Source organism: Pseudomonas sp. KBS0710, from assembly GCF_005938045.2.
Lineage (GTDB): Bacteria > Pseudomonadota > Gammaproteobacteria > Pseudomonadales > Pseudomonadaceae > Aquipseudomonas.
Genome location: NZ_VCCF02000001.1, coordinates 5,851,205 through 5,870,875, shown reverse-complemented (window position 1 = coordinate 5,870,875; position 19,671 = coordinate 5,851,205). Strand labels below are relative to the sequence as shown.

The following is a 19,671-nucleotide window of genomic DNA, read 5'->3' as shown; positions in this document are numbered from 1 at the left end:
GATAACTTGGCTACTTACCAATACAGAAGCTGGAAAAGATCCGTCCCAACAAATCATCGGAGCTGAACGCACCGGTGATTTCCCCAAGCAGCTGCTGCGCCTGGCGCAAATCCTCAGCCAGCAGCTCGCCAGCCCCCGCCAAGGTCAGTTGAGCCCGACCGTGTTCCAATGCCGCACTGGCATGGCGCAGCGCCTCCAGGTGCCTGCGGCGTGCGCTGAAGCTGCTTTCGGAGGTCTGCTCATAGCCCATGCAGGCCTTGAGGTGGTCGCGCAGCAATTCCAGCCCATCGCCAGCCGACTTTGCGCTCAGGCTGATGGTGACGTGGCCATCGTCGCTGGTCTGGATGGCAATGGCTTCCCCGGTTAAATCCGCTTTGTTACGGATCAAGGTAACTTTGGCCGGGTCTGGCCGCTGCTCGAGGAATTCCGGCCACAGGGCAAAAGGATCCATAGCCTCTGGCGCAGTGGCATCCACCACCAGCAATACACGGTCCGCTTCACTGATCGCCTTGAGCGCCCGTTCCACGCCGATCTTTTCCACCTGGTCGTCGGTATCGCGCAAGCCGGCGGTATCGACCACGTGCAGCGGCATACCATCGATGTGGATATGTTCGCGCAAGATGTCCCGGGTGGTGCCGGCAATCTCGGTGACAATCGCAGCTTCTCGGCCAGCCAACGCATTGAGCAGGCTGGACTTGCCAGCATTCGGGCGCCCGGCGATCACCACTGTCATGCCGTCACGCAACAAAGCACCCTGCCCGGCCTCGCGCAGCACGGTGGATAACTCATCACGGACTTTATCCAGCATCGCCAGGACGTGGCCATCAGCGAGGAAGTCGATTTCTTCCTCTGGGAAGTCAATCGCAGCCTCAACGTAGATACGCAGACTGATCAACTGCTCGGTCAAGTTATGCACACGCAGGGAAAAAGCCCCCTGCAGCGAGCGCAGCGCATTGCGCGCCGCCTGTGCAGAACTGGCTTCGATCAAATCGGCAATCGCCTCGGCCTGGGCCAGGTCGAGTTTGTCGTTGAGGAATGCCCGCTCGCTGAATTCGCCTGGGCGCGCGAGACGGCAGCCCAATTGCAGGCAACGCTGCAGCAACATATCCAGTACCACCGGGCCGCCATGGCCCTGCAGTTCCAGAACATCTTCACCGGTGAACGAGTTAGGGCCGGGAAAATACAGCGCCAACCCTTCATCCAATACCGTTTCATCCGCATCCAGGAATGGCCCGTAATGGGCATATCGGGGTTTCAACTCACGGCCGCTGATGGCCTGGGCTGCCACGCTGGCCAGCGGCCCGGAAATTCTAACGATACCGACACCGCCGCGACCTTGAGCGGTAGCGACAGCAGCGATGGTTTCACGAGGAGCGCTCATCAGCAGGTTCCAGAACAAAAGTGACAGAAAGCAAAACGCCCCACTAGGGGGCGTCTTGAGTGGTTATCCACAGAGTAAATTACGCCGCAGCTTTTTTGGTAGCCGCTTCGATTTTACGTGTGATGTACCACTGTTGAGAGATCGACAACACGTTGTTGACCACCCAGTACAGCACCAGACCAGCAGGGAACCACAGGAAGAAGAAGGTGAAGATGATTGGCATCATTTTCATTACCTTGGCCTGCATCGGATCCGGCGGAGTCGGGTTCAGACGCTGCTGGATAAACATGGTCGCGCCCATGATGATCGGCAGAATAAAGAACGGGTCTTTAATCGACAGGTCAGTTATCCACAGAATGAACGGTGCCTGGCGCATTTCGACGCTTTCCAGGAGCACCCAGTACAGCGACAGGAATACCGGCATCTGCACCAGAATCGGCAAGCAACCACCCAGCGGGTTGATCTTCTCTTTCTTGTACAGCTCCATCATGGCCTGCGACATTTTCTGCCGGTCGTCACCATGTTGCTCTTTCAGAGCGGCCAGTTTTGGCGCAACGGCACGCATACGCGCCATCGACTTGTAGCTGGCTGCCGACAGCGGGAAGAAGATCCCTTTGATCAGCATGGTCAGGAAGATGATCGAGAAGCCCCAGTTGCCCACAATGCTGTGGATATGTTGCAGCAGCCAGAAAATCGGCTGGGCAATGAACCACAGAATGCCGTAATCCACAGTCAGTTCCAGACCTGGGGACAACTCTTTGAGCACCGCCTGGCTTTTCGGGCCGGCGTACAGGGTAGTGCTGGTTTCAGCCTTGGCACCTGGAGCGACGGTCAACGCCGGGCCAGTAAAACCAATGATGTAGTTGCCTTGGCTGTCTTTGCGGGTTTGAACCAGGTTGGCGTCACCCTTGTTCGGGATCCATGCGGTCACGAAGTAGTGTTGCAACCAGGCAACCCAGCCGCCTTGGACGGTTTCTTTCAGCGTGCCCTTGTCGATATCTTTCATCGACACTTTTTTGTACGGCTCGCTACTTGTCCACAGGGCGGCGCCCAGGTAAGTCGCGGTGCCGGTGGCGGTGCTGGAAGAAGGGTCGGCGCTGTTGTCACGCTTGAGCTGGGCAAACAGGTTGCCGGTCCATGGTTTGGCGCTTTCGTTGTCGATCAGGTAAGTGACCTTCAAGTCGTACAGACCACGGGTGAAGCTGAAACGCTTGATGTAGTTGACGCCGTCGAGGCTGAATTTCAGGTCGACATTCAACTGGTTCTGGCCATCGGCCAGTTGATAAGTCTTCTGTTCGGTCGAATAAACCGGACGACCGGTAGCACGAGCATCCGGACCGTCAGTGCCGGTCAGGCCGCTTTGCGCCAGATAAGTACGTTCACCACCGTTATCGAACAGTTGGAACGGAACATCCGGATGGTCTTGGCGACGTGGATACAGCGGCAGTTTCAACTGCGCGATATCACCACCTTGTGGGTCGATAGCCAGGTCGAGCACATCCGTTTTCACGTGGATGAGGTCTTTATTGGTGACCACTGGCGTTTCTAGAGGGGCGCTTGTCTCGCCATTCGCGCTGGGAACATCGGCACTCGCGGACGCATTGTTACCCAACGGGGTGTCCGGAATAGCCGGCGCAGCCTGGTTGGTAGCAACATTCTGAGTCGGCAGGGCAGCCTGGCCGTAGTCCTGGTTCCACTTAAGAACCATGACGTAGGACACGATTGCCAGGGCGACGATCAGGATCGTGCGTTTAATATCCATGATTACTCGGCCATCGAAGAAGAACGGGAGGTAGGGATAGGTGGAACCGGGTCGAAACCACCGGGATTCCACGGATGACAGCGGCCTAAACGACGAAAGGCCAGCCAGCCACCGCGCAGAAGACCATGATTTTCTATGGCTTCTAACGCGTAGCAGGAACAGCTGGGGTAGAAACGACAGTGGTCTGCCATCAGAGGACTAATGGCATAACGGTAAAACTGGATCGGAACGAGTGCCAGTTTACGCATTGGTGCTGTCTACCCCTACAGTTTCGGTGCTGACTGCTGGTGCTGGCTTGTTGGTACGCGCCAAACGTTTCCAGAGCTTGCCGAAATGCTGAATCAATTCGGGGTTTTCTACATCCCCCAAGCCTTTGCGCGCGACGATAACAATATCCCAACCAACCAGAGTGTCCTGGTGGAGGCGAAACGATTCGCGCATCAGACGCTTGAGGCGATTGCGCTCAACGGAGAGCTTTACGCTCTTCTTGCCGATCACCAACCCGAGACGGGGGTGATCCAGATCGTTGTTACGCGCAAGGAGCAGGAGATTTTTCCCCGGAACCTTGCCGGTGGGGGAGTCAAAGACTGCCTTGAAATGCCGGGGGGTTAGCAGACGCTTTTCCCGACTGAAGTCCTGACTCACCACCAGTACCGGATTATCAAACTGCCAGACGCGCACGACCTTTGGCGCGGCGACGCGACAGGACAGCACGGCCGTTCTTGGTAGCCATGCGAGCACGGAAGCCGTGAGTACGGGCGCGTTTGATGGTGCTTGGTTGGAAAGTACGTTTCATGGCGTTGTTACCTGGTTCGTCCACAACGGGCCGGAATGGCCCCCGTTTTAAGAGACCGGCGATTCTAGAGAAAGCAAGCCTCTAGGTCAATTTCCAACCAGCTTTTCCTTCAATTAGATCTTCTATGGGTAATCGGTCCTTTTCTGTGCGCCGTGCTTTCACGAGCAATGCCATAGATATAAAAATAAAGAAGGAAGTTATTTAAAGCTTTTCTGTAAAGCTTATAAAAGTTAGGCAGGCGATCATCTGTGGATAACTGCCTTGAGGCCATATTCCACCTGATGTACAGAGAATGACAAGTACGGGGGAAAACGGTGCTCTGCCTGTGCTGCGCTGTCGGATAAGCTGTGGGTGGAATGGGTTGTTATCCACAGGCCAGTTACCCACAGAGTTTCGACCCCACTTGTACAACGGGCTTAGGTGCGTTTATCCACAGAGCTTATGCACAGACCATTGGTCGGCTTTTTTGCACTTAACACATTGATTTTGGCTGCCCTGTGAGCAACCTACATGTGGATAAGTGGACGGCTGGCCGCTACAATGGCGGCTGTTTTTGCCTCACCGGCTTTCAACTTAGGGGATATCCGTGTCAGTGGAACTTTGGCAGCAGTGCGTGGAGCTTTTGCGCGAAGAGCTGCCTGCCCAGCAATTCAACACCTGGATCCGTCCGCTACAGGTCGAAGCCGAAGGCGACGAGTTGCGTGTCTACGCGCCGAATCGTTTTGTTCTCGACTGGGTCAACGAAAAATACCTGAGCCGCGTTCTCGAATTGCTCGATGAACATGGCAACGGCATTGCGCCCGTGCTTTCCTTATTAATAGGCAGCAAACGCAGCTCCGCACCTCGCGCTGCGCCGAATGCGCCTTTGGCTGCTGCTGCGTCGCAAGCCCAAGCGGCACCGGCACCTGTTAATAACTCGTCGGCGCCCGTTGCCCAGGCACCGTCGAAATCCTCATCGCAGAAAAACGCGCCTATAAATGAAGAGCCGTCGCGTGACAGCTTCGACCCGATGGCCGGCGCCAGCTCCCAGCAAGCACCGGTTCGCGCCGAACAGCGCACCGTGCAGGTGGAAGGTGCGCTCAAGCACACCAGTTACCTGAACCGTACGTTTACCTTTGAGAACTTCGTCGAAGGTAAATCCAACCAGTTGGCTCGCGCAGCCGCCTGGCAGGTCGCTGATAACCCCAAGCATGGTTACAACCCGCTCTTCCTTTATGGTGGCGTTGGCTTGGGTAAGACTCACTTGATGCACGCTGTGGGTAACCATCTATTAAAGAAGAACCCGAATGCCAAGGTTGTGTACCTGCACTCGGAGCGCTTCGTCGCTGACATGGTCAAGGCCTTGCAGCTCAACGCAATCAACGAATTCAAGCGCTTCTACCGTTCGGTGGACGCCCTGCTGATCGATGACATTCAATTCTTCGCTCGCAAGGAACGTTCCCAGGAAGAGTTTTTCCACACCTTTAACGCCCTGCTCGAAGGCGGCCAACAGGTCATCTTGACCAGTGACCGTTACCCGAAGGAAATCGAAGGCCTGGAAGAACGCTTGAAGTCGCGCTTTGGCTGGGGCCTGACCGTTGCGGTAGAACCGCCGGAGCTGGAAACCCGCGTGGCGATCCTGATGAAAAAGGCCGACCAGGCGAAAGTCGACCTGCCCCACGATGCGGCCTTCTTTATCGCCCAACGCATTCGTTCCAACGTGCGTGAGTTGGAAGGCGCGCTCAAACGGGTCATTGCACACTCGCACTTCATGGGCCGCGACATCACCATCGAGTTGATTCGCGAATCCCTGAAAGACTTGTTGGCCCTGCAAGACAAGCTGGTGAGTGTGGATAACATCCAGCGCACCGTGGCTGAGTACTACAAGATCAAGATTTCCGACCTGCTGTCCAAGCGCCGTTCGCGCTCGGTGGCACGTCCACGTCAGGTGGCGATGGCGCTCTCTAAAGAGCTGACCAACCATAGCCTGCCGGAAATCGGTGATGTGTTTGGCGGTCGCGACCACACCACGGTCTTGCACGCGTGCCGCAAGATCAATGAACTTAAGGAATCCGACGCGGATATTCGCGAGGACTACAAGAACCTGCTGCGTACACTGACTACCTGATGGCACCAGCGCAGCTTATTAAGGCAAGGGACTAGACCATGCATTTCACCATTCAACGCGAAGCCCTGTTGAAACCCCTGCAACTGGTCGCAGGCGTCGTCGAGCGCCGACAGACCTTGCCGGTGCTCTCCAACGTATTGCTGGTGGTCGAAGGCCAGCAATTGTCCCTGACCGGTACCGACCTGGAAGTCGAACTGGTGGGTCGTGTGCAGCTGGAAGAACCGGCTGAGCCCGGCGAAATCACAGTGCCAGCACGTAAGCTGATGGACATCTGCAAGAGCCTGCCCAACGACGCGCTGATCGACATCAAGGTTGATGAGCAGAAGTTGGTGGTCAAGGCCGGTCGCAGCCGTTTCACGCTGTCGACCTTGCCGGCCAATGACTTCCCTACCGTCGAAGAAGGCCCAGGTTCGCTGACCTGCAGCCTGGACCAAAGCAAACTGCGCCGTTTGATCGAGCGCACCAGCTTCGCCATGGCCCAGCAGGACGTGCGTTACTACCTCAACGGTATGTTGCTGGAGGTCGCTGAAGGCGTTATCCGTGCAGTGGCCACCGACGGTCACCGCCTGGCCATGTGCTCGATGCGTGCAGATATCGGCCAGCCGGACCGTCACCAGGTCATCGTGCCGCGTAAAGGCATCCTGGAACTGGCGCGTCTGCTCACCGAGCCGGATGGCAACGTCAGCATCGTCCTGGGTCAGCACCACATTCGCGCTACCACCGGCGAGTTCACCTTCACGTCCAAGCTGGTCGACGGCAAATTCCCGGATTACGAGCGTGTGCTGCCAAAAGGTGGCGACAAGCTGGTGATCGGTGATCGTCAGGCGTTGCGTGAAGCGTTCAGCCGTACCGCGATTCTGTCCAACGAAAAGTACCGTGGTATTCGTCTGCAACTGGCCAACGGTCAGCTGAAAATCCAGGCCAATAACCCGGAGCAGGAAGAAGCGGAAGAAGAAGTCGGCGTTGACTACAACGGCGGCTCGTTGGAAATCGGCTTTAACGTGAGCTACCTGCTGGACGTACTGGGCGTGATGACCACCGAACAGGTTCGCCTGATTCTGTCGGACTCCAACAGCAGTGCCCTGGTGCAAGAATCCGACAACGACGACTCGGCTTACGTTGTTATGCCGATGCGCCTGTAATCATGCTCAGCAGAAGCTAGATGTCCCTCAGTCGCGTCTCTGTCACCGCGGTGCGCAATCTGCACCCGGTGACCTTCTCCCCTTCTCCCCGCATTAACATCCTTTACGGCGCTAACGGCAGCGGCAAAACCAGCGTGCTGGAAGCCGTCCATCTGCTAGGGCTCGCCCGTTCCTTCCGTAGTGCTCGCTTGTTACCGGTGATTCAATATGAACAGCCAGCTTGCACAGTGTTTGGTCAAGTTGAACTGGCAGAAGGTGGGCATAGCGCCTTGGGGATATCCCGTGATCGAGGCGGTGAGTTCCAGATTCGTATTGACGGGCAAAATGCCCGCAGTGCCGCGCAATTGGCAGAAATCCTGCCGTTGCAGCTGATCAACCCAGACAGCTTTCGCTTGTTGGAAGGTGCGCCGAAAATCCGCAGGCAGTTCCTTGATTGGGGAGTGTTCCACGTGGAACCGCGCTTCATGGCCACTTGGCAGCGCCTGCAGAAGGCCCTGCGGCAGCGGAACTCATGGCTGCGGCATGGTACACTTGACGCCGCTTCACAAGCGGCCTGGGACCGGGAACTGTGCCTGGCCAGCGACGAAATAGATGAATACCGCCGTATCTATATCAAAGCCTTGAAACCAGTCTTTGAGCAGACCTTGAGTGAGTTGTTGGAACTCGAGGGGCTGACGCTGAGCTACTACCGTGGTTGGGATAAAGAACGTGAGCTGAGCGCAGTGCTCGCCACGTCTTTGCAGCGGGATCAGCAAATTGGCCATACCCAGGCAGGCCCACAACGTGCTGACTTGCGTCTTAGATTAGGCGCACACAATGCCGCGGATATCTTGTCCCGCGGTCAGCAAAAGTTGGTGGTGTGTGCACTGCGTATTGCCCAAGGGCATTTGGTTAGCCAAGCCCGGCGCGGTCAGTGTATTTATCTGGTGGATGACTTGCCGTCCGAACTCGACGAGCAGCACCGCCGCGCGTTATGCCGCTTGTTGGAAGACTTACGCTGCCAGGTGTTTATCACCTGTGTAGACCACGAATTATTGAGGGAAGGCTGGCAGACGGAAACGCCAGTCGCTTTGTTCCACGTGGAACAGGGCCGTATCACCCAGACCCACGACCATCGGGAGTGAAGGCATGAGCGAAGAAAACACGTACGACTCGACCAGCATTAAAGTGCTGAAAGGTTTGGATGCCGTACGCAAACGTCCTGGTATGTACATCGGCGACACCGATGATGGTAGCGGTCTGCACCACATGGTGTTCGAGGTGGTCGACAACTCCATCGACGAAGCTTTGGCCGGTCACTGCGACGACATCAGCATTATCATCCACCCGGATGAGTCCATCACTGTGCGCGACAACGGTCGCGGCATTCCGGTCGATGTGCACAAAGAAGAAGGCGTATCGGCGGCAGAGGTCATCATGACCGTGCTTCACGCCGGCGGTAAGTTCGACGACAACTCCTATAAAGTCTCCGGCGGTTTGCACGGTGTAGGTGTGTCGGTGGTGAACGCCCTGTCCGAAGAGCTGATCCTGACGGTTCGCCGTAGCGGCAAGATCTGGGAACAGACCTACGTCCACGGTGTTCCACAAGAGCCGATGAAAATCGTTGGTGACAGTGAATCCACCGGTACGCAGATCCACTTCAAGCCTTCGGCAGAAACCTTCAAGAATATCCACTTCAGCTGGGACATCCTGGCCAAGCGTATTCGTGAACTGTCGTTCCTCAACTCCGGTGTGGGTATCGTCCTCAAGGACGAGCGCAGCGGCAAGGAAGAACTGTTCAAGTACGAAGGCGGCCTGCGTGCGTTCGTTGAATACCTGAACACCAACAAGACTGCGGTCAACCAGGTGTTCCACTTCAACATCCAGCGTGAAGACGGCATCGGCGTTGAAATCGCCCTGCAGTGGAACGACAGCTTCAACGAGAACCTGTTGTGCTTCACCAACAACATTCCACAGCGCGACGGCGGTACTCACTTGGTGGGTTTCCGTTCCGCACTGACGCGTAACCTGAACACCTACATCGAAGCGGAAGGCTTGGCCAAGAAGCACAAAGTGGCCACTACCGGTGACGATGCGCGTGAAGGTCTTACCGCGATTATCTCGGTGAAAGTGCCGGATCCAAAGTTCAGCTCCCAGACCAAAGACAAGCTGGTGTCTTCCGAAGTGAAGACCGCAGTGGAACAGGAGATGGGCAAGTACTTCTCCGACTTCCTGCTGGAAAACCCGAACGAAGCCAAGCTGGTCGTCGGCAAGATGATCGACGCTGCGCGTGCCCGTGAAGCGGCGCGTAAAGCCCGTGAGATGACCCGCCGTAAAGGCGCGTTGGATATCGCTGGCCTGCCGGGCAAACTGGCTGACTGCCAGGAGAAGGACCCTGCCCTCTCCGAACTGTACCTGGTGGAAGGTGACTCTGCTGGCGGTTCCGCCAAGCAGGGTCGTAACCGTCGCACCCAGGCCATCCTGCCGTTGAAGGGTAAGATCCTCAACGTCGAGAAGGCTCGCTTCGACAAGATGATTTCCTCTCAGGAAGTCGGCACCTTGATCACGGCGCTGGGCTGCGGTATTGGCCGCGACGAGTACAACATCGACAAGCTGCGTTACCACAACATCATCATCATGACTGATGCTGACGTCGACGGTTCGCACATTCGTACCCTGCTGCTGACGTTCTTCTTCCGTCAGTTGCCGGAGCTGATCGAGCGTGGCTACATCTACATCGCTCAGCCGCCGTTGTACAAAGTGAAAAAGGGCAAGCAAGAGCAATACATCAAAGACGACGACGCCATGGAAGAGTACATGACGCAGTCGGCCCTGGAAGATGCCAGCCTGCACTTGAACGACGAAGCCCCGGGCATTTCCGGTGAGGCGCTGGAGCGCCTGGTTAACGACTTCCGTATGGTAATGAAGACCCTCAAGCGTTTGTCGCGCCTGTACCCTCAGGAGCTGACCGAGCACTTCATCTACCTGCCTTCCGTGAGCCTGGAACAGTTGGGCGATCATGCACATATGCAGGATTGGCTGGCTCAGTACGAAGTGCGCCTGCGCACCGTCGAGAAGTCTGGCCTGGTGTACAAAGCCAGCCTGCGTGAAGACCGTGAACGTAACGTGTGGCTGCCAGAGGTCGAACTGATCTCCCACGGCCTGTCGAACTACGTCACCTTCAACCGCGACTTCTTCGGCAGCAACGACTACAAAACCGTGGTCACCCTCGGCGCGCAATTGAGCACCCTGTTGGACGACGGCGCTTACATCCAGCGTGGCGAGCGTAAGAAAGCAGTCAAGGAATTCAAGGAAGCCCTGGACTGGTTGATGGCCGAGAGCACCAAGCGCCACACCATCCAGCGATACAAAGGTCTGGGCGAGATGAACCCGGATCAATTGTGGGAAACCACCATGGATCCTGCTCAGCGTCGCATGCTGCGCGTGACCATCGAAGACGCCATCGGCGCAGACCAGATCTTCAACACCCTGATGGGTGATGCGGTCGAGCCTCGTCGTGACTTCATCGAGAGTAACGCTTTGGCGGTGTCTAACCTGGACTTCTGATCAGGCTACCCGCTAAAACAAAAAGGCCAACGCTTAGCGTTGGCCTTTTTTATTGCGTGAGACTAAAGGGTTTTACAATTGCTCCACGTGGAACATCAGCGTTTTTAACCTTGGGCCGCCGCCACACTCTCCAACCGGTAGCCGTATCCATAGATAGTCAGCAGCTGCCAACCTCTGTCGGCGGTCAACCCCAGCTTGTTACGCAGCCGATAAATATGCGTATCCAGTGGCCGTGAGGAGACCATTTCTTCATGACTCCAAAATCGCTCATACAGATATTCCCGAGACAGTGGCCGTGCAAGGTTGGCGAACAAGCAACTGGCGAGGCGGTATTCACGCTCGGTGAGATTGATCGGCTTACCCGCGCGCGTCACCGTCAGCTCTGCATCGTCAAAGGTCAGGTCGTTGAAACTCTGAACCTCGTTGGTGGCTGGCTTTTGCAGCCCATGGCGGCGTAGTACAGCGTTAACCCGAGCCTTAAGCTCATTCGGTCGAAACGGCTTGCTGACGTAATCGTCCGCCCCGCTGTTGAGTGCGGTGACGATATCGCTCTCGGCATCGCGGCTGGTCAACATGATCACGGCGGGTGGTGAGTCCATGTGCTCGCGCGTCCAGCGCAGTAATGCGATGCCCGTAATGTCGGGCAGTTGCCAGTCGAGTATCAACAGGTCAAAGGTTTCGCGGCGCAGTTGGCGCAGCAGGTCTTCTCCGCGCTCGAAAAAATGCAGGGACCAGGGTTGCTCTGCGGTGCTGGGGATCTGTCGCAGCGTCTGTTCAACCCGACGCAATTCAGCGGGTTCGTCGTCCAGTATTGCGACACGCATGGGTGGGTCCTTTCTACAAAAAATACGACAGCCGACGGCCTGTTCAATCGCGTAGGTAATGCGCAGATGCCTGTGGTTGAATCTGAAGAATTGTGGCCAGACTCAACGTTCACAGGATCTATCGGTACGCTGATATCAAAGGGCCGTAAACCCGTTTAAAGTCGTTCGTACCTGCTAGTCGAAAGATACCGGCTCCCACCCCTGAGGAAAAGGATCAGCCGACACATGCGCTGCCGTAAACCTCTACGTGCCGAGTTCAGATGCCGTCTGAAACTACCCGGGTGATGAGCACCATGACCTGTTCTGCCTATCGATTGTGTTGTGCCCTACCTGCGTTGCTGGCCATGGTCATCGGAACCACACAGGCTGCCACGCCCTATCGCCCCGCTTATATCGACGAGCCTTTCCAGTGCCGCGCACAACCGCTGCCGGCCGTTGTGCAGCATTTGACGGGTGAAGCCTGGAAGCTTGATGCCAAAGGCAGGGCACAGCCCCTGCTGGAAGGGATGAGCATTGATGAGCAAGAAGGCGTGAAGACGTCGACATCAGCTTTTGTCAGCCTGCGCTTGGGTGATGGTTCCAGCGTGGTGCTGCCCTCCAGTTCACAGGTACGCCTGCACCTTGTGGAGAAACAGGCGATGCCCCAGGTCATTCTGGAACAGGGCCAGGTTGAGACCTATGTGATCAAGCGGTCCAGTGACTACGACCGTTTCCAGATCGTGACGCCCGTCGGCGTTCTGGGCGTGCGCGGCACGCACTTTCGCGTGCGCAATGACGGCGAGCAATCTGTGCTCGAAGTGCTTAATGGTCAGGTAGCGGTTAACCGCGCAGCAGGCAGCGCCGCAGCCGAAGTGAAGGTGGACGCACGCCAAGGTCTGCTGATCAAGCAACAAGGTGAACTCAAGACCGTGGAGCTTTTGCCCGCGCCTGTATTGGTTGGCCAGGACGGCCAGAAAGGCCAGTCGCCGGTCTGGAGCCTGTACCTAAGGCCATTAGCCGGTGCACAGCGCTACCGTGCCCAAGTGGCGACCGACTCAGCCTTTATGAACATCAAGCAGGAAAACTTTTCCAGTGAGCCGAAAATGCGCTTCACTGGGCTCAAAGCATCGTTTTACCACGTGCGTTTGTCCGCCTATGACGCGCAGGGCCTGGAGGGAGAAACCGGGGTTTATGACATCTTCTATTACCCACCCGCCACTCAGGTCCAGGCCAATGGTGGTTAACCCATGATGCTTTGGCGCAAGGCCGAGAAACGCCAGCCCACCCATGCCCAGCGCTTGTTCCACGGCCTGGTGCGCGAGTGGTTGTGGATAGGTTTGCTGTTATTGCCAATGACCGCTTACCTCTCGTTGAGCCCGGGCCTGGCTCTTAACAACCCGCTGTATGACAGCCTCAGGCGCCTGGCGCCATTGCCGGTAGACCCGCGCATCGTGCTGGTGACCATCGACGATCCCAGCCTGAAAGAGTTGGGCCGCTGGCCCTGGCCGCGCAGTTTGCACGCCGACCTGATTAACCGCCTGAGCGCCGCACAACCGGCGGCCATCCTCTTCGATGTGATCTTCAGTGAGCCTGGTGTACCCGCCAACGACCAACGCCTCGCGGCCGCCGTGTGCAACGCCGGCAACGTGGTACTGCCACTGTTGCGTGAGGAAGCGGCCAGCTACAGCGCACCGGACGCGCAAGTCCTGCCGCTGCTCAAATGCGCCAAAGGTCTCGGGCATATCAATGTCGAAGCGGACAGTGACGGCGTAGTGCGCAGCCTTTTTTTGCGTGAAGGCCCACCCGGTGACACCACGCCGCAGTTGGCGTGGATGGCCTACGCATTGAGCGGCCAGCCGTCTGAGATGCCAGGGGAACCCCTGCCGCAAATCAACCCTTCGTGGCATCGCGAGCACGCCATTCGGATCCCGTTCATCGCTGCCGACACCCGTTTTCCTACAGTCTCTTACGCCAGCGTTCTGCGCGGTGAGGTCGACCCTGAACGCTTGCGGGGCCGGCTTGTTCTGGTAGGTGCCACGGCGTCCGGCATGGGCGATCGTTTCGTTACTCCGCTCTCCTCGACTGTCGGCACCACGGCGGGTGTGGAGATCCAGGCCAACGTGCTCAATGGTCTGCTGCAAGGGCGCAGCATTGTTGACCTACCCGGCGCAGTGTCGGCACTGATGGCGACTATCTGGGTGGCATTGTTACTGGGCCTGTTGTTGTATCGCCCCCGCTACGCGCTCTGGATGACCCTGGGCTGTATGGCCACCGCATTGCTTGGCGCGTGGGTGTTATTGCGCCTGGGCCACTGGTGGTCACCGGCTGCGTGTCTGATCGGTTTGCTGCTCAGCTACCTGATATGGAATTGGCGGCGCCTCAGCGTGATCCTGGCCTACTTCGGCTGGGAACTCGCGCGCCTGGATAATGAACCCAAAGTGCTTCCCGAGCGTCGTCGAGCGCCTGCGAGCAAGGGCGATGTGCTGCAAGCGCGGATCTTTGCCCTGGAACAGGCGGTAAGCCGTACACGCGATACTCGCAGGTTTATGGCCGACGGCCTGGAGTGCCTGCCGGTGGCCACGCTGATTACCGACCCCAGAGGCAGCATCCTGCTGGCCAACCGGATTGCACGTGACGTGTTCAGTAATGAGTTGGTCAACCAAAACCTGCTCGAACAACTCGCCGATCTGGGTTATCCGCCGCTGCACAATGGCGTGCGCCCTGCTCTCTCTGGGTTGGAACTGGTTGAGTTTCGCGACATCCATCAGCGCAGTCTGCGCATTGAGCTTGCCCCTTTGCTGCCGGCTGAAGGCGACGTCGCCCTCGGCTGGCTGATGAGCCTTACAGACCTGAGCAAAGAGCGCGAAGCGCAGCAGCACCGCGAAACCATGCTGCGCTTCCTGTCCCATGACCTGCGTGCGCCGCACTCGGCGATCCTGGCGCTGCTGGACGTGCATAACGGTGAGTCGCCGGTGTTTGCTCAGATCGAGCAACAGGTCAGGCGCGCGCTGAGCCTGACTGAATCCTTCGTGCAACTGGCCAAAGCCGAGGCCGATGGCTACCAGTTTCAGCCTACGCTGTTTGCCATGCTGGTCATGGATGCTTTCGATCAAGTGGCAGTCATTGCCCAACTCAAAGGTATTCAACTGGTCCATGACCTGGACGAGGCCGATGAAGGCATGGTGTGCGCCGACCAGTCGCTGCTGACGCGTGCGTTGTTCAACGTGCTGGAGAATGCGATCAAGTATTCCCCTTCCGGCACCACCGTTACCTTGAGCCACGGCAGCACGCAAGGGTGGCTGGAATGTCGTATCAGCGATCAAGGACCTGGCATTGCGCCAGAGGATTTACCGGAATTGTTCAGCCAGTACCGACGCTTTGACTCGGCCCAGGGCAGTGAGGGCCTGGGGTTGGGATTGACCATGGTCAAGGCAGTTGTGGAGCGCCACGGCGGTCGCATTCTGTGTGAAAGCGTGGTGGGTAAAGGCTCGGCTTTCAGCGTGCAACTGCCGCTGCTCGAAGAATGAAAAACGTACTTTTCTGCTGTGCATAAAAAACCGGTCACAAGGACCGGTTTTTTTATGCTGAAAAAACTTATGCACGTTTTTCGCGATTTTATGAGCTTGAGAAATATGTAAGTAAATCAGCTTGTTATGAAGCAAAAACGTCAATTCGCCAACAAACCGTACACAGGTTATCCACAGATCGCTAAATCACCGGTGTCTCGATTACAACGGGCTCAGGCGGCAGCGAACCCATGGCCCGTTGCTGCGCTTCATTCCACGCCTGTGCGCGGTCATTGAGTGCGGCAATGGCACGTGGTCCTTCACCTTCGGCGTACATGGGCTCGCCAATGATCACGGTGATTGTGCCTTCGCGTTTGGCCCAACCGGTCTTCGGCCAGAACTTGCCGGCGTTATGCGCAATCGGCAGCACGGGCAGATGGGCGTTGACCGCCAATGCAGTACCGCCACGCGAGAACTTGCCCACGGTGCCATACGGCACACGCGTACCTTCCGGGAAGATCAGCACCCAAACGCCATCCTTGAGCAGTTCGTCACCTTTCTTGGCCACGTGCTTGAGCGCCGCCTTGGGGTTGTCACGGTCAATGGCGATCGGCCGCAGCATGGCCATTGCCCAGCCGAAGAACGGCACGTACAGCAGCTCACGCTTAAGCACCTGACTCAGCGGCGAGAAGTACGCCGACAGGAAGAACGTTTCCCACGTGCTCTGGTGATTCGACAGAATCACGCAGGGCTGGTCAGGGACGTTTTCAGCGCCCTTGACCTCGAAACGGATGCCCAGGAATACCTTGGTCAGCCACAACGCACAGCGGCACCAATAGACGTTGATAAAGCGATAGCGCGCTTTGAATGGCAGGAACGGCGCGATAAAAAAGCTCAGGGTGCACCACAGAAACGAACTGGTGCCCAGCAGCAGGTAAAAGAAGAAGGTTCTGATGGCCTGCAAAATCGACATGGCAGCATTTACCGTTGCGGGACATGGCCCGCCTGCTAAAAGCACACTCCCGAGCAATCCTTGTTCAGGAAGTCGAGGGCGGCTAGTTGTTAATAAGTTCTGCGGCAACCGCCGCCAGATCGTCAAAAATCAAAGTGCCTACCGGCAGGTCTTTCGCCTGGGTCTTTTCGCCTTTCCCGGTCTTAACCAAAACTGGCTGAGAGTCGACGGCTTTGGCCGCCTCCAGGTCACCGAGGCTGTCCCCGACGAACCATAGCCCAGCCAGTGGCACCTTGTAATGTTCTGCAATAGTTTTCAACATGCCAGGCTTGGGTTTGCGGCACTCGCAGCCCTCATCCGGCCCGTGGGGGCAGTACACCACCAGCCCCACCTCACCGCCCTGCTCGGACACCAGCGTGCGCAAACGCGCGTGCATGGCGTCCAGGGTGGCGATGTCGTAGTAACCGCGGGCGATGCCGGACTGGTTGGTGGCGATGGCCACCGTCCAGCCGGCTTTGCTCAACTGCGCGATGGCCTCGATCGAGCCGGGCAGCGGGATCCATTCCGCCACCGACTTGATGTAAGCGTCGGAGTCGTAGTTGATCACCCCGTCCCGATCGAGAATCAGCAGTTTCAACATGGTCAGCCCAGCACGGAAATGTCAGCGATATTGATGAACAAGCCGCGCAGGCGCGCCAGCATGGCGTAGCGGTTTTTCCGCACGCCGGCATCTTCGGCATTGATCATCACCGCTTCAAAGAACGCATCCACCGGCTCACGCAAGGTGGCCAGGCGCGCCAGGGCTTCGGCGTAGTTGCGTTCGGCGAGCAGCGGCTTCACGGCGTTTTCCGCTTTGGCGATGGCCGAGTTCAACGAGAACTCCTTGGCATCGGCAAACAGGCCAGGGTCGACTTCGGCATTGCCGAGGTTGTCGGCCTTGCTCAGCAGGTTCGACACACGCTTGTTCACGGCGGCCAGGGCGTCGGCTTCCGGCAGCTTGCGGAAGGCTTGTACGGCCTGTACGCGCTGATCGAAGTCCAGCGCCGACCCCGGTTGCAGGGCACGTACCGACAGGTAGACGGAAACGTCCACGCCTTCGTCTTCATAACGCGCACGCAGGCGGTCGAACACAAATTCCAGCACTTGCTCGGCCAAGCCGGCTTGCTTGACCTTGGTGCCAAACTGGCCGACTGCAAACACCACAGCCTGGGTCAGGTCGAGGTCGAGCTTTTTGTCGATCAGGATACGCAGCACGCCCAGGGCCGCACGGCGCAGGGCATACGGGTCTTTGCTGCCGGTAGGCAACATGCCGATACCGAAGATACCGACGAGGGTGTCCAGCTTGTCTGCGATGGCCACGGCCGCACCGGTCAGGGTGCTTGGCAGCTCAGCGCCAGCGCCGCGCGGCATGTACTGCTCGTTCAGTGCCAGGGCCACATCGTCCGGCTCGCCGTCGTTGAGGGCGTAGTAGTAACCGGCAACGCCTTGCATCTCCGGGAACTCGCCGACCATTTCGGTGGCCAGGTCGCACTTGGACAGCAAGCCAGCGCGGGCTGCCCAGGCAGCGTCGCCGCCAATGCGCGGGGCAATGTAGGCGGCCAGCTTGGAAACGCGCACGGCCTTGTCGTAGACGCTGCCGAGTTTTTCCTGGAACACCACGTTCTGCAGGCGCAGGTTGAAGTCTTCGAGCTTCTGCTTCTTGTCTTGCTTGAAGAAGAACTCGGCGTCGGTCAGGCGCGGGCGAACGACTTTCTCGTTACCGGCGATGATCTGCTGCGGGTCCTTGCTCTCTATGTTGGCCACGGTGATAAAGCGCGGCAGCAACTTACCGTCCACGTCCAGCAGGCAGAAATACTTCTGGTTGTCCTGCATGGTGGTGATCAGCGCTTCTTGCGGCACGTCAAGGAAACGCTCCTCGAACGAGCACACCAGCGGCACCGGCCATTCAACCAGCGCGGTCACTTCGTCGAGCAGGCTTGGCGGCACGATGGCGGTGCCTTCCTGCAGGCGGGCCAGCTCTTCGGTGCGCTTGCTGATCAGCTCGCGACGCTCATTGGCATCGGCCAACACATAAGCGGCACGCAGGTCGGCGGCATAGTTGGCCGGCGAGGTGATGCGCACGGCTTCTGGATGGTGGAAGCGGTGACCACGGGAATCACGACCAGCCGTCTGGGCGAGGATGGTGCAATCGATGACTTGGTCACCGAGCAACATCACCAGCCACTGAGTTGGGCGCACGAACTCTTCCTTGCGCGCACCCCAACGCATGCGCTTGGGGATCGGCAAGTCGTTCAGGGAGTCTTCAACGATGGTCGGCAACAGGCTCGCCGTTGGCTTGCCGGTGATGACTTGGCTGAAGCGCAGTTTCGGGCCGCTCTGGTCGATCTCGCTCAGCTCGACGCCACACTTCTTGGCAAAACCAAGGGCGGCTTGAGTCGGATTGCCTTCAGCGTCGAAAGCCGCCTGACGCGGTGGGCCGTCGAGGTTGATGCTGCGGTCCGGCTGCTGGGTTTCCAGCGCGGTCAGCAACACCGCCAGGCGACGTGGCGCGGCGTAGACTTTTTTCGCAGCGAATTTCAGGCCGGCGGTGTGCAGGCCTTTTTCGATACCGGCCAGGAACGCCTCCGCCAGGGTGTTGAGTGCCTTGGGTGGCAGCTCTTCGGTGCCCAGTTCAACCAGGAAATCTTGAGCACTCATTGTGCAGCCTCCAGCTTAGCCAACACTTCATCACGCAGGTCCGGGGTTGCCATCGGGAAGCCCAGCTTGGCGCGAGCCAACAGGTAGGCTTGGGCGACGGAACGCGCCAGGGTGCGTACACGCAGGATGTATTGCTGGCGCGCGGTCACCGAGATGGCACGGCGGGCGTCCAGCAGGTTGAAGGTATGGGACGCCTTCAACACCATTTCATAGCTCGGCAACGGCAGCGGCTGGTCGAGTTCGATCAGGCGCTTGGCTTCGCTTTCATAGAAGTCGAACAGTTCGAACAGCTTGTCGACGTTGGCGTGTTCGAAGTTGTAAGTGGACTGCTCCACTTCGTTCTGGTGGAACACGTCGCCGTAGGTGACTTTGCCGAACGGGCCGTCAGCCCACACCAGGTCGTAGACCGAATCCACGCCTTGCAGGTACATGGCCAGGCGCTCGAGACCGTAGGTGATTTCGCCGGTTACCGGGTAGCACTCGATGCCACCGGCTTGCTGGAAGTACGTGAACTGTGTCACTTCCATGCCGTTTAGCCAGACTTCCCAGCCCAGGCCCCAGGCGCCCAGGGTTGGCGACTCCCAGTTGTCTTCGACGAAACGGATGTCGTGCACCAGTGGGTCCAGGCCGACATGCTTCAGCGAGCCCAGATACAGTTCCTGGAAGTTGTCCGGGTTGGGCTTCAGTACCACCTGGAACTGGTAGTAGTGCTGCAGACGGTTCGGGTTTTCGCCGTAGCGGCCGTCAGTCGGGCGACGACTGGGCTGCACATAAGCGGCGTTCCAGGTTTCCGGGCCGATGGCCCGCAGGAATGTTGCGGTGTGGAAAGTGCCGGCGCCTACTTCCATATCGTAGGGCTGAAGTACCACACAACCTTGCTCGGCCCAGTATTGCTGGAGGGCGAGGATCAAGTCTTGGAAGGTACGCACGGCTGGCGTAGGCTGGCTCACGAAATTCACCTGTTACTTGGGCTGCGATT

Annotated in this window: 16 protein-coding genes; 6 read left to right on the top strand and 10 right to left on the bottom strand. The window is 57.9% G+C overall.

What is annotated here, in order from left to right; all coding sequences use genetic code 11:
* Positions 1-10: 10 nt before the first annotated feature.
* The 5 genes from mnmE to rpmH form a co-directional block, all read right to left on the bottom strand.
* On the bottom strand, positions 11-1,381 hold the full coding sequence (gene mnmE, locus FFI16_RS26755; RefSeq protein WP_138813201.1) for a tRNA uridine-5-carboxymethylaminomethyl(34) synthesis GTPase MnmE: 1,371 nt from the start codon (positions 1,379-1,381) through the stop codon (positions 11-13).
* 79 nt (positions 1,382-1,460) lie between these two features.
* Positions 1,461-3,143, bottom strand: a complete 1,683-nt coding sequence (gene yidC, locus FFI16_RS26750; RefSeq protein ID WP_138813200.1) for a membrane protein insertase YidC — start codon at positions 3,141-3,143, stop codon at positions 1,461-1,463.
* 2 nt (positions 3,144-3,145) lie between these two features.
* The gene (yidD, locus tag FFI16_RS26745) at positions 3,146-3,391 is read right to left on the bottom strand and encodes a membrane protein insertion efficiency factor YidD (RefSeq protein WP_073636650.1); all 246 of its coding nucleotides are present in this window, start codon (positions 3,389-3,391) and stop codon (positions 3,146-3,148) included.
* Positions 3,384-3,788, bottom strand: coding sequence for a ribonuclease P protein component (gene rnpA / locus FFI16_RS26740; RefSeq protein WP_026013533.1), 405 nt, complete (start codon positions 3,786-3,788; stop codon positions 3,384-3,386). The genes yidD and rnpA overlap by 8 nt, the downstream gene beginning before the upstream one ends.
* A 16-nt stretch (positions 3,789-3,804) precedes the next feature.
* Positions 3,805-3,939, bottom strand: a complete 135-nt coding sequence (gene rpmH, locus FFI16_RS26735; RefSeq protein ID WP_003213577.1) for a 50S ribosomal protein L34 — start codon at positions 3,937-3,939, stop codon at positions 3,805-3,807.
* Positions 3,940-4,525: 586 nt separating this feature from the next.
* Here rpmH and dnaA point away from each other — a divergent pair.
* From dnaA to gyrB, 4 genes are read left to right on the top strand one after another with little or no spacing between them, the layout of a single operon-like run.
* The gene (dnaA, locus tag FFI16_RS26730; protein ID WP_138813199.1) at positions 4,526-6,046 is read left to right on the top strand and encodes a chromosomal replication initiator protein DnaA; all 1,521 of its coding nucleotides are present in this window, start codon (positions 4,526-4,528) and stop codon (positions 6,044-6,046) included.
* 38 nt (positions 6,047-6,084) lie between these two features.
* Positions 6,085-7,188: a DNA polymerase III subunit beta gene (gene dnaN, locus FFI16_RS26725; protein ID WP_017135131.1), complete on the top strand. Its 1,104-nt coding sequence runs from the start codon at positions 6,085-6,087 to the stop codon at positions 7,186-7,188.
* Positions 7,189-7,208: 20 nt separating this feature from the next.
* The gene (gene recF, locus FFI16_RS26720; RefSeq protein ID WP_138813198.1) at positions 7,209-8,312 is read left to right on the top strand and encodes a DNA replication/repair protein RecF; all 1,104 of its coding nucleotides are present in this window, start codon (positions 7,209-7,211) and stop codon (positions 8,310-8,312) included.
* Positions 8,313-8,316: 4 nt separating this feature from the next.
* Positions 8,317-10,734, top strand: a complete 2,418-nt coding sequence (gene gyrB, locus FFI16_RS26715) for a DNA topoisomerase (ATP-hydrolyzing) subunit B (protein ID WP_138813197.1) — start codon at positions 8,317-8,319, stop codon at positions 10,732-10,734.
* Positions 10,735-10,838: 104 nt separating this feature from the next.
* Here gyrB and FFI16_RS26710 read toward each other — a convergent pair whose 3' ends face one another.
* Positions 10,839-11,558, bottom strand: a complete 720-nt coding sequence (locus FFI16_RS26710; protein ID WP_017135134.1) for a response regulator transcription factor — start codon at positions 11,556-11,558, stop codon at positions 10,839-10,841.
* Between the two features lie 344 nt (positions 11,559-11,902).
* On the opposite strand from FFI16_RS26710, the gene FFI16_RS26705 reads away from it, so the two are divergent.
* Together FFI16_RS26705 and FFI16_RS26700 are read left to right on the top strand one after the other, a co-directional pair.
* Positions 11,903-12,781, top strand: a complete 879-nt coding sequence (locus tag FFI16_RS26705) for a FecR domain-containing protein (protein WP_138815326.1) — start codon at positions 11,903-11,905, stop codon at positions 12,779-12,781.
* A 3-nt stretch (positions 12,782-12,784) separates the two neighbouring features.
* Positions 12,785-15,064 (top strand): CHASE2 domain-containing protein, encoded by a 2,280-nt coding sequence (locus FFI16_RS26700; RefSeq protein ID WP_138813196.1) that lies wholly within the window; start codon positions 12,785-12,787, stop codon positions 15,062-15,064.
* Positions 15,065-15,245: 181 nt separating this feature from the next.
* Here the strand turns inward: FFI16_RS26700 and FFI16_RS26695 are convergent, their stop codons facing one another.
* The 4 genes from FFI16_RS26695 to glyQ form a co-directional block, all read right to left on the bottom strand.
* Positions 15,246-16,016 (bottom strand): 1-acyl-sn-glycerol-3-phosphate acyltransferase, encoded by a 771-nt coding sequence (locus tag FFI16_RS26695; RefSeq protein ID WP_138813195.1) that lies wholly within the window; start codon positions 16,014-16,016, stop codon positions 15,246-15,248.
* Positions 16,017-16,098: 82 nt separating this feature from the next.
* A complete protein-coding gene (gmhB, locus tag FFI16_RS26690; RefSeq protein WP_178112713.1) occupies positions 16,099-16,635 on the bottom strand; it encodes a D-glycero-beta-D-manno-heptose 1,7-bisphosphate 7-phosphatase in 537 nt (178 codons plus the stop codon).
* Between the two features lie 2 nt (positions 16,636-16,637).
* Positions 16,638-18,692, bottom strand: a complete 2,055-nt coding sequence (gene glyS, locus FFI16_RS26685) for a glycine--tRNA ligase subunit beta (protein ID WP_138813194.1) — start codon at positions 18,690-18,692, stop codon at positions 16,638-16,640.
* Positions 18,689-19,642 (bottom strand): glycine--tRNA ligase subunit alpha, encoded by a 954-nt coding sequence (gene glyQ, locus FFI16_RS26680; RefSeq protein WP_003187265.1) that lies wholly within the window; start codon positions 19,640-19,642, stop codon positions 18,689-18,691. The genes glyS and glyQ overlap by 4 nt, the downstream gene beginning before the upstream one ends.
* Between the last annotated feature and the right edge of the window lie 29 nt (positions 19,643-19,671).